This window comes from Streptomyces sp. NPDC005899, from assembly GCF_040629645.1.
Taxonomy (GTDB): domain Bacteria; phylum Actinomycetota; class Actinomycetes; order Streptomycetales; family Streptomycetaceae; genus Streptomyces.
Genome location: NZ_JBEXWB010000001.1, coordinates 64,669 through 74,677 on the forward strand (window position 1 = coordinate 64,669; position 10,009 = coordinate 74,677).

At 71.8% G+C, this 10,009-nt stretch carries 8 protein-coding genes, 1 tRNA gene and 1 pseudogene; 5 read left to right on the top strand and 5 right to left on the bottom strand.

Going from position 1 to position 10,009, the window contains the following annotated elements; all coding sequences use genetic code 11:
* Nucleotides 1–554: 554 nt before the first annotated feature.
* From ABZ371_RS00285 to ABZ371_RS00300, 4 genes are all read right to left on the bottom strand, one after another.
* Nucleotides 555–899, bottom strand: coding sequence for a rhodanese-like domain-containing protein (locus ABZ371_RS00285; protein WP_358672325.1), 345 nt, complete (start codon nucleotides 897–899; stop codon nucleotides 555–557).
* Between the two features lie 46 nt (nucleotides 900–945).
* On the bottom strand, nucleotides 946–1,917 hold the full coding sequence (locus ABZ371_RS00290; protein ID WP_358672326.1) for a J domain-containing protein: 972 nt from the start codon (nucleotides 1,915–1,917) through the stop codon (nucleotides 946–948).
* A 58-nt stretch (nucleotides 1,918–1,975) separates the two neighbouring features.
* Nucleotides 1,976–3,433, bottom strand: coding sequence for a DUF2252 domain-containing protein (locus ABZ371_RS00295; protein WP_358672327.1), 1,458 nt, complete (start codon nucleotides 3,431–3,433; stop codon nucleotides 1,976–1,978).
* 305 nt (nucleotides 3,434–3,738) lie between these two features.
* Nucleotides 3,739–4,812, bottom strand: a complete 1,074-nt coding sequence (locus ABZ371_RS00300; RefSeq protein WP_358672328.1) for a hypothetical protein — start codon at nucleotides 4,810–4,812, stop codon at nucleotides 3,739–3,741.
* Nucleotides 4,813–4,891: 79 nt separating this feature from the next.
* Between ABZ371_RS00300 and ABZ371_RS00305 the strand changes: the two genes are divergently transcribed.
* Complete coding sequence (locus ABZ371_RS00305; protein WP_358672329.1) at nucleotides 4,892–5,347, top strand: MarR family winged helix-turn-helix transcriptional regulator; 456 nt, start codon at nucleotides 4,892–4,894, stop codon at nucleotides 5,345–5,347.
* A 567-nt stretch (nucleotides 5,348–5,914) separates the two neighbouring features.
* Here the strand turns inward: ABZ371_RS00305 and ABZ371_RS00310 are convergent.
* Nucleotides 5,915–5,997, bottom strand: a tRNA-Leu gene (locus tag ABZ371_RS00310).
* Between the two features lie 315 nt (nucleotides 5,998–6,312).
* On the opposite strand from ABZ371_RS00310, the pseudogene ABZ371_RS00315 reads away from it, so the two are divergent.
* From ABZ371_RS00315 to hpnE, 4 genes and pseudogenes are all read left to right on the top strand, one after another.
* Nucleotides 6,313–6,651: pseudogene (locus ABZ371_RS00315) on the top strand (DUF3662 domain-containing protein); the annotation flags it as partial.
* Between the two features lie 218 nt (nucleotides 6,652–6,869).
* Nucleotides 6,870–7,787: a squalene synthase HpnC gene (hpnC, locus tag ABZ371_RS00320; RefSeq protein WP_358672330.1), complete on the top strand. Its 918-nt coding sequence runs from the start codon at nucleotides 6,870–6,872 to the stop codon at nucleotides 7,785–7,787.
* Nucleotides 7,788–7,816: 29 nt separating this feature from the next.
* The gene (gene hpnD / locus ABZ371_RS00325) at nucleotides 7,817–8,740 is read left to right on the top strand and encodes a presqualene diphosphate synthase HpnD (protein ID WP_358672331.1); all 924 of its coding nucleotides are present in this window, start codon (nucleotides 7,817–7,819) and stop codon (nucleotides 8,738–8,740) included.
* Between the two features lie 91 nt (nucleotides 8,741–8,831).
* Nucleotides 8,832–10,009: hydroxysqualene dehydroxylase HpnE (gene hpnE, locus ABZ371_RS00330; protein WP_358672332.1), on the top strand; the 1,178-nt coding region annotated here is incomplete at its 3' end.

Here is a 10,009-nt window from a genome sequence, read left to right on the forward strand (position 1 = left end):
GGGTCGAAGCACGCAGGGCGGAACCGGCCAAGGGGCGGGCCCGGCCAAGGTTGGTATGAGAGCCAGGAGGGCGCCCACGGGCCGGAGATGGTGCTGCGGCAGCAGGACACCCGGAGCCGGGACTGCGGCAGGCCACGCGGGTGCGGTGCCGCGACAAGTCCGACCTGCGGTCGGTGCCGCGGCGGACCGATCGAGACTCAGCGAACCGAGAAGTACCAGCGCTGAAAGCAACACGGAGGGCACCGCTCAAGCCGGCCGACCGATACTAGCGCTCCCGCGCTCCCGCGGGCCGCATGGTGGCAGCGGTGCGGCGGCCGACCGGTACCGGCGCCACGGCGCGCCCGCCGCCCCGGGGACCGTGACGGCGCCGAGCCGACAAGGCGGAAGGGTCCTGCACGGAAGGGTCCTGCACAGAAGGGCGCTGCGCGGACGGGCGCCCCGGTGCTCGCCCGTGCAGGGCATCCCCGGCCACCGAACTCCTGCCCCGACCTAGCCCCGACCCGCCCCCATCCCTCCGCGTCCCCTGACAGCCCCCATCGGCCGCCGAGCGAGCGTCAGAGCACGAAGGCCGGGTCCCCGCTGTCCGTGACCATCGGGCGCCCTGCTCCGTCCCAGGCCAGCATTCCGCCCTCGATGTTCACCGCGTCGATGCCCTGCTGCACCAGGTACTGGGTGACCTGGGCGGAGCGGCCGCCGACCCGGCACATCACGTGGACACGCCGACCGTCCTCAGCCGCCTCGGTCAGCTCACCGAAGCGGCCGACGAAGTCGCTCATGGGGATGTGCAGCGCTCCGTCGACGTGTCCGGCCGCCCATTCGTCGTTCTCCCGGACGTCCAGTACGAAGCCGTCCGACGGCACCGCCGCGACATCCACCGAGGGCAGCGGAGCGAAATTCATGAGTCATGCCTTCTCTCGTACGTAACGCGCCAGGGTCACGGAAACGCTACTGCACCAGCTCCGTCAGCTCGGCCTCGCGCTGAGCGACGTCGGCCAGGAGCTTTTCCGCGATGTCGTCGAGCAGCCCGTCGGGATCGTCCGGTGCCATGCGCAGCATGGAGCCGATAGCGCTGTCCTCCAGCTCGCGGGCGAGGACGGTGAGGAGTTCCTTACGCCGGCTCAGCCACTCCAGCCGGGCGTAGAGCTCATCGCTCTCACCCAACTGGAACTCCGGGGCGACCGGCCCGGCAGCCCACTCCGCGGCCAGTTCCTGCAGCAGCGCGACGTCCCCCCGGCCGTAGGCCGCGTTCACCCGTGCGATGAACCCGTCACGCCGGGTTCGCTCAGCCTCGTCCGGTGCCAGGTCCGGGTGGGACATGCGCACCAGTTCCCTGTAGAGCTTGCGCGCCTCCTCACTGGGCCTGACGCGCTTCGGCGGCCGGACAGGCTGCTCGGTGAGCATGGCGGCGGCCTCCGGTGACAGCCCGTCGGAGTCCATCCAGTCGTGGAAGAGTTCCTCGACCCCCGGCATCGGCATGACGATGGCCCGGGCCTCATCGGCCCTGCGCCGGTCCTCCGGATCGCCGGTCTTCGCGGCCCGCGCCTCCGCGATCTGCGCGTCGAGCTCGTCCAGACGGGCGTACATGGGGCCGAGCTTCTGGTGGTGCAGCCGTGAGAAGTTCTCGACCTCGACGCGGAAGGTCTCCACCGCGATCTCGAACTCGATCAGGGCCTGCTCGGCCACCCTGACTGCCTTCGCGAGACGCTCCTCGGGCCGGGGGGACGTCGCGCCCGCCGAGCTGCCGTCGGCCCCGCCACCGGCCGCTCCGCCCGGGACGGCCCGCGGTTCGCCGTCCGGGCCGCCCGCCAGGTCAGCCTGGGACGCACCTGACGCGTGCTGCGGCTCGGTCGCCCGGTGGTGTTCCTGCGGGTCTTCGTCGTTCCGGGTGGTCGGCACCCCGGCGGCTTCGTGGCTCACCCGTCCAGCGTATGGCCACGAACGGCACCGCGGGGACGCCCGGCGGCGGCAAGATCCGCTACACGCCGACCTCTGCGGCTATTCGGCCGTTCCGAACCGCCCGCGCGAGTTCCGCGTGATCCGCTTCGGTCCGATCCGCGTACGTCACCGCGAAATCGGCCACAGCGTCGTCCAGCTCGGTGTTCTTCCCGCAGTAGCCCGCGAGCAGTCTCGGGTCGGCGCTGTGCGCGTGTGCCCGGGCCAGCAGCGCACCGGTCATCCGCCCGTAGTCGTCCACCTGGTCCGCCGCGAGCGCGGCCGGATCCACGCTTCCCTTGCGGTTCCTGAACTGGCGCACCTGGAAGGGGCGGCCCTCGACGTCGGCCCAACCGAGCAGTATGTCGCTGACGACCTGCATCCGCTTCTGCCCGAGCACGACCCGGTGCCCTTCGTGCGCCACCTCCGGCACCTCGAAACCCACCCGGGGCAGGTAAGGGGAGAGGGCGGAGGGGCGGGCCTCCTTCACCTGGAGGACCAGTGGCTCACCACGGTGGTCGAGGAGCAGCACGACGTAGGAGCGTGTGCCCACGCTGCCCGTCCCGACCACGCGGAAGGCCACGTCGTGGATCGCGTAGCGGGCCAGCAGCGGGGTGCGGTCCTCCGAGAGTGTCGCGAGGTAGCCCTCCATGCCTGCCGCGACCGCTGCGGCCTCAGCGTCCTTCACCCGGCGCAGCACGGGCAGCGCGTCGACGAAGCGGCGCCCGCCGTCCTCGCACTCCTCCGTGGAGCGGGCGGCGAAGCGGGCGCTCGTGTTGCTGCGGGCCTTGGCCGACACCCGTTCCAGGGTGCCCAGCAGGTCCCGCGCGTCCGCGTGCGACACCAGTTCCTCATCCGCGATGGCGTTCCACGCGTCGAGAGCGGGCAGCCCGGCCAGCAGGCGCATCGTGCGGCGGTAGGCACCCACCGTGTCGTACGCACCCCGGCGGCAGGTGTCCTCGTCGGCGCCCGCCTCCCGCCCGGCGAGGACGAGCGAGGTGGCAAGCCGCTTGAGGTCCCACTCCCACGGGCCGAACACCGTTTCGTCGAAGTCGTTGAGGTCGATGACCAGGTTGCCCCGGGCGTCGCCGTACAGGCCGAAGTTGGCCGCGTGCGCGTCTCCGCAGAGCTGGGCGCCGATGCCCGTGACCGGTGTGCCCGTGAGGTCGTGGGCCATCAGCCCTGCCGAACCGCGCAGAAAGGCGAACGGCGTGGCGGCCATGCGTCCCACGCGGATGGGAGTCAGGCCGGGCACGCGGCCCTTGTTGGACTCCTCGACCGCCTGGACCGCGTCGGGCCGGCCCGCCGGGGCGACGAAGGTGCTGTGCGCGGTGCGCGGCACCTGGCGTCTCAGCGCCTTCCCCACCGCCTTCGGCGATGACCCCCGGTCTTCCGCCGATCGCCCCCCGGCAGGCGCACGTTGCGCGAACCCGGGCACGACCGGTATGCGTGCCCCCACCGCCGGTCCTCGTCCCGGCGCCGTCGCCTCGGCCTCACGCATGGAACGCCGCCTCCCCCGCCCTTGCCGCTGTCCTGTCCGAACATCAACTGCGCATGACCGTACAGCGGCGCCACGACGGGCGTCTCCCCCTGTGGATGACGGTTTCCCCACCTGCGGAGAGAGGCTCTTGGTGAGTGACGCCGACGACGCGCGACCGGCGCCACGCGCGAAATCCAGGGCCGGCCCCCACCGGCCCCCACCGACCCCCACCGGCGCCCACCGGCATGTGGTGGGTCGGTCGGCAGGCCCTCACCGGCCCTCCCCGGCCTGTGACGGACCGGCCACCCGGCGGGAATGCCGGCGGCTCAGACGCCGACCGCCTCCTCCATCTCCTCCTCGGCCCCCGCTCCCGCGGCCGGGAGCGCCGCCTCCCGCGAGCGCTCGGCAGCCGCACGGCGCCTCGTCGACTCGGCCAGTCCGGCGACCGAGAGGATCACCAGTCCCGCCAGGAACCACAGCGCCAGGACGAGCACGTGGCCCCCCAGCCCGTGACCGCCGAAGTACACGTGGCTGCGTACCCCTTCGACGAAACCCGCACCGTTCCAGAAGGCGTGGAGGGAACCGAAGAGACCGGGCTGGAGCTCGGGGCGGAAGATGCCGCCGGAACTCGTGAAGTTGAGCATGACGAAGAGGACCATCACGCCGAGCGTGGTCCAGCGCTTCAGGAACGTGTGGAGCCCGACCCCGATCAGGAGGATGCCCGCCGAGTAGAGCCAGGCCATCGCCCAGAGCCCGCCGAGGCCGTGGTCAACGAGGCCGAACATCGGCCCGGCGAACACCGCGCCGACGGCGCTAACCACGAGTGAGGCTCCGAGCGCGAGCGCGGCCCTGATCCGCAGCGCCAGTACCGCCCCCGCTCCACCGATCACCGCGACCGACGCGTACGAGCCGATGCTCACCGCGACCAGCAGGAAGAAGATGCCCTGGCCCGTCGGATCACCCTCGGCCGTCGGCGCCACGTCCGTCACTTCGAGGGGGGAGTCCTGTCCGGCGGCGACCTCGGTGAAGACCTTCTGGACCACCGTCGCGCTGGTGTCGGACGAGGCGGTCGCGACCAGGAGTTCAGGGCTGTCGCCCGGGAGGTAGGCCCCGAAGGCCCGCTCGGTCATCAGGTGGTTCACCGCAGTGTCGCGGTCGGCCACCGTACGCACGCTCAGCGCACCGTCGCCCTTGTCCTGCAAGGTCTGCGCGAGCACCTGGGTACCGGCTCCCGAGCCGACGACATCCACCCGCAGGTCATGCGGTTGCGGGGCGTGGAAGGCGCCCAGGTAGGCGAGGCCCATGCCGATGCACATCAGGAGCGGGGTGACCAGATGGCTGAGTACATGACGCAGCGCGCCGGCAGTGGAGCCCGGGGCATCGCTCGGACCTGTGGACATGGGGCCGCTCCAAGTAGTTGGCTTTTACAACTCCTGCTTTCGTTGTACTCTACAACTGAAATCCGAGAAAGGTGAAGTCGTGGCAAGCACCCCCCGGGAACGCGAGGAGTCGCTGGAGGTCATCCAGCGGGAGCTCACGGCGTTCGCACGACGCGCGCGCGCAGCGGCGGCTCGACTGCATCCCGATCTGCCCCTGGTCTCGTACACGCTGCTCGCCCACATAGACCGCAGCCAAGGGTGTCGGGCGGCCGACCTCGCCGCGCACTACATGCTGGACAAGTCGACGGTGAGCCGGCAGATCAGCGCACTGGAGAAGCTGGGCCTGGTCGAGCGGCATCCCGACCCGAACGATCACCGCATCCAGGTGCTGCGCCCCACCGCAGCCGGCATCACGACCCTCGCCTCCACCCAGGCCAGCCGTCGCGCGGCATACCGGGAGCGGCTCGGCGACTGGACGGCCGACGATCTCGCACAGTTCGCGGAGTACCTGCTTCGCTACAACGAAGCAGGTGAGGACGCGGGACGTTTCACGTGAAACGGGCCCCCCGACCCTCCGTACACCGTTGCGTGCTTCATCACATCGACCGGCCACTCCGCTGCGCACCAGCACCAGCACCAGCACCCGCGCCCGCGCCCGCCCGCACCCCACCACTCGGCCACGACCACCGACCACCGGGCCACCAGGCCACCGGGCCACCGGGCCACCGATCACGGTCATAGCCGCCGCTCACTCGGCCACCGGCTTCAGCTCAGCACCGCACGCTTCTCACCGTGACCCACCGAAAGCCCGCCGAAAGCCCGCCCGAAAGCCCGCCGCCCCTTCCGCGCTCCGCACCCCGCCCGCAGCCGGCCCCGCGACACCACGAGGCACTATGAGGCACCACGGCAGGCGGCAGCCCCTAGGCCCCAGGCTGCAGCCGGCAAGGCACCCGGCACCAGCGCGCGGACTCCCCGAGGGCAGCAGGCGCCCAAGCGCCGGGCGAGCCATGCGTCTTCCCGCTCCGGCGGCACAGCCGGGCACAACGAAGAACCCCCGCCTCGGATCTCTCCGAGGCGGGGGTTCCGTCGAACCAACCCGACAGTCGCAAGCGACTGCCCGTTGTGCGCGAGGGGGGATTTGAACCCCCACGTCCCTAAGGACACTGGCACCTGAAGCCAGCGCGTCTGCCGTTCCGCCACTCGCGCATGAGTGGTGTTTTCAGACTCTCCCACCGTGTGGTGCGAGCGCCTGGCGACATCCGGAAGATTAGCACGCTGGACAGGGAGGATTCACATCCGTTGTTTCGCCCTACCCACGACGGGCATCGGGAACCCGAAGACGCCGCCCCCACTCCTCCGGAGAGCACGCGGAGTGCGGGACACTGTCGGGAGGGCACCTCTACGATCCGTGTGAGAGGTGACACTCATCCACTGTGCAGACAAGGGGAACCAGCCGATTTCCCGACGCGTGGATACGATCAGTAAGCAGTACAGGGATGACGACACCGGAGGAGGTGCCCCATGGGAGTCATGAAGCGTTTCGAGCAGCGTCTCGAAGGTCTGGTCAACGGCACCTTCGCCAAGGTCTTCAAGTCCGAGGTGCAGCCCGTCGAGATCGCCGGTGCGCTCCAGCGCGAGTGCGACAACAACGCGACGATCTGGAACCGCGAGCGGACCGTCGTACCCAACGACTTCATCGTCGAACTGAGCACGCCCGACTACGAGCGGCTCAGCCCGTACTCGGGCCAGCTCGGCGACGAGCTCTCCGGCCTCGTCCGGGACTACGCCAAGCAGCAGCGGTACACCTTCATGGGCCCCATCAAGGTCCACCTGGAGAAGGCGGACGACCTCGACACGGGGGCACAACGTAAGCTGTACCGGTGCTGATTCGCGGCAATGTGGGGCGATACGTCCCCCGGCGCCCCGCCCGTTGTGCGCCGACCGCACTCGGGAAGACGAGCGGCGTGTCCGAAAAGGGATGTTTTGGGTCAGCAGTGTAGAACGGGAGATATGACGGCAATGATGGGAAGTCTCCAGTCCCGACGTGGTGTCGCCGTCCCCGCGTCGGGCGGTACACGGTGACCCGCACCCCCCGGACGCGCACCGACGCCGCCACCGGCACGCTCGACAAGGCCGCCGGCGAGAACTTCCCCGTGGCGCCCTTCTTCCTGCCCCGCGCCTGGCGTGACGACCTGATGGCGGTCTACGGATTCGCCCGCCTCGTCGACGACATCGGCGACGGCGACCTCGCCCCCGGCGGTGCCGACGCCCGCCACCTCGGCCTGGAGTCCGGACAGACCGAGGACCGGCCGGCGATGCTGGACGCCCTGGAGGCAGACCTCCACCGCGTCTTCGGCGTACGGGGCGAAGGCCCGCGGCACCCCCTGATGCGTGCCCTGCGCCCCACCGTGCGGCGCTGCGCGCTCACCCCCGAGCCCTTCCTCGGCCTCATCGAGGCCAACCGCCAGGACCAGAAGGTCCGCCGCTACGCGACCTACGAGGAGCTCCTGGGCTACTGCGAGCTCTCCGCCAACCCCGTGGGCCGGCTCGTCCTGCAGATCACCGGAACGGCCAGTCCCGAGCGGATCCGCCGCTCCGACGCCGTCTGCACCGCGCTGCAGGTCGTCGAGCACCTCCAGGACGTGGCCGAGGACCTCGGGCGCGACCGGATCTACCTGCCCGCCGCGGACATGGCCCGCTTCCACGTCGGCGAACCGGACCTGGCCGCACCGTCGGCAGGCGCCTCCGTGCGCGCCCTGATCGCCTTCGAGGCCCAGCGCGCCCACGACCTGCTCGACGAGGGCATCCCCCTGGTGGGCAGCGTCCACGGCCGGCTCCGCCTGCTCCTCGCCGGCTTCGTCGGCGGAGGGCGGGCCGCCCTCACGGCCGTCTCGGCGGCCGGATTCGACGTACTGCCCGGACCACCCGGGCCCACCGCGCCCAGTCTGCTGCGTGCCGTGGGGACCGTCCTGCGAAGAGCGCACAGAGAGGGGTGAGCCGGACCGTGGAGGGACAGACGACGTACATGTCGGCACCGGTACAGGCCGCGTACAGCTACTGCGAGGCCGTCACCGGACAGCAGGCCAGGAACTTCGCGTACGGCATCAGACTCCTGCCGTACGAGAAGCGGCAGGCGATGTCGGCCCTGTACGCCTTCTCCCGTCGGGTCGACGACATCGGCGACGGCGAGCTGGACCCGGCGACCAAACACACCCGGCTGCGGAGCACCCGCGAACTGCTCGACCGCATCCGGGAGGGCGCGGTCGACGAGGACGACACCGATCCGGTGGCCGTCGCGCTCAGCGACGCCGCGCGCCGGTTCCCGCTGCCGCTGGGCGGCCTGGACGAGCTGATCGACGGCGTGCTGATGGACGTGCGCGGCGAACACTACGAGACCTGGGACGACCTCAGGGCCTACTGCCGGTGCGTCGCCGGGGCGATCGGGCGGCTCAGCCTCGGCGTCTTCGGCACCGCGCCGGGCGCCCCCGGCGCCGACCGGGCCGCGGAGTACGCCGACACCCTCGGCCTCGCGCTCCAGCTCACCAACATCCTGCGTGACGTCCGCGAGGACGCGGGCAACGGGCGTACGTACCTGCCCGCCGACGACCTCGCTAAGTTCGGCTGCGCCGCCGGATTCAGCCGGGCGGCCCCGCCGCCCGGCTCCGACTTCGCCGGGCTGGTGCACTTCGAGGTGCGGCGCGCCCGCGCGCTGTTCGCCGAGGGCTACCGGCTGCTGCCCATGCTGGACCGGCGCAGCGGTGCCTGCGTGGCCGCCATGGCCGGCATCTACCGCCGGCTCCTGGACCGCATCGAACGCGATCCCGAGGCGGTCCTGCGCGGCAGGGTCTCGCTGCCCGGCCACGAGAAGGCGTACGTTGCCGTACGCGGCCTGTCGGGACTCGACGCGCGGTACATCTCACGCCGGACGGCCAGGGGGCGGATCCGATGACGCGTCACCACCGCTACGGGCGCGGGCGGCGGGCAACCCCCCGCCCGCGCGCCGCGTCCCTGACTGCGACACGACGGCGAGAGGGGAACCCATGACCGGCCGGCACCCGCACGACCCCCACCGCGCGGTCGTCGTCGGCGGCGGCCTCGCCGGAGTCACGACCGCGCTGCGCCTGGCCGACGCCGGGGTCGGCGTGACCCTGCTCGAAGGCCGGCCCCGGCTGGGCGGACTGGCCTTCTCCTTCCGGCGGGGGGACCTGACCGTCGACAACGGCCAGCACGTCTACCTGCGCTGCTGCACCGGCTACCGCTGGTTCCTCGACCGCGTCGAGGGCGCCCACCTCGCGCCGCTGCAGGACCGCCTCGACGTGCCCGTCCTCGACGTCGCCCGGCCCGCCGGACCGAGGCTGGGACGGCTGCGCCGTACGGGCCTGCCCGTACCGCTGCACCTCGCGGGCGGGCTCGCCGCCTACCCGCACCTCTCGCTCGCCGAGAAGGCGGGCGTCGCCCGGGCCGCGCTGGCCCTGGGCCGCCTCGACCCCGCCGACCCCGCCCTCGACGGGATCGACTTCGCCACCTGGCTGCGCGGGCACGGGCAGTCGCAGCGCACCGTCGAGGCGCTGTGGGACCTCGTCGGCGTCGCCACCCTCAACGCCACGGCGCCGCACGCCTCCATGGCACTCGCCGCCATGGTCTTCAAGACCGGCCTGCTCTCCGAACCCGGCGCCGCCGACATCGGATGGGCCGCGGTCCCGCTCGGCGACCTGCACGACACCCTTGCCCGCAAGGCCCTGGAAACGGCGGGCGTACGCGTCCACCTGCGCACGCGAGCGGGCTCGATCACCCGCGCCGACGACGGCCGATGGGCCGTCGACACCGGGAGCGAGCGCATCGAGGCGGACACCGTCGTCCTCGCCGTCCCGCAGGGCGAGACCCACCGGCTGCTGCCCGAAGGGGCGCTCGACGATCCCGACCGCCTGCTCGCCATCGCCGACGCGCCCATCCTCAACGTGCACGTCGTCTACGACCGCAAGGTCCTGCGCAGGCCGTTCTTCGCCGCTCTCGGCTCACCCGTCCAGTGGGTCTTCGACCGCACCGGTCCCTCCGGTCTGCGGGGCGCCGGGCAGTACCTCGCGGTGTCCCAGTCGGCGGCGCACGACGAGATCGACCTGCCCGTCGCCGAACTGCGCGGCCGCTACCTCCCCGAGCTGGAACGGCTCCTCCCGGCCGCGCGCGGCGCCGGGATCCGCGACTTCTTCGTGACCCGCGA

Bases quoted from the DNA above. Each gene is read 5' to 3' on its own strand.
- ABZ371_RS00300 (WP_358672328.1), bottom strand. From the start codon at position 4,812: ATGTCCACAGGTCCGAGCGATGCCCCGGGCTCCACTGCCGGCGCGCTG.
- ABZ371_RS00295 (WP_358672327.1), bottom strand. From the start codon at position 3,433: ATGCGTGAGGCCGAGGCGACGGCGCCGGGACGAGGACCGGCGGTGGGG.
- ABZ371_RS00285 (WP_358672325.1), bottom strand. From the start codon at position 899: ATGAATTTCGCTCCGCTGCCCTCGGTGGATGTCGCGGCGGTGCCGTCG.
- hpnD (WP_358672331.1), top strand. From the start codon at position 7,817: ATGTCGGCACCGGTACAGGCCGCGTACAGCTACTGCGAGGCCGTCACC.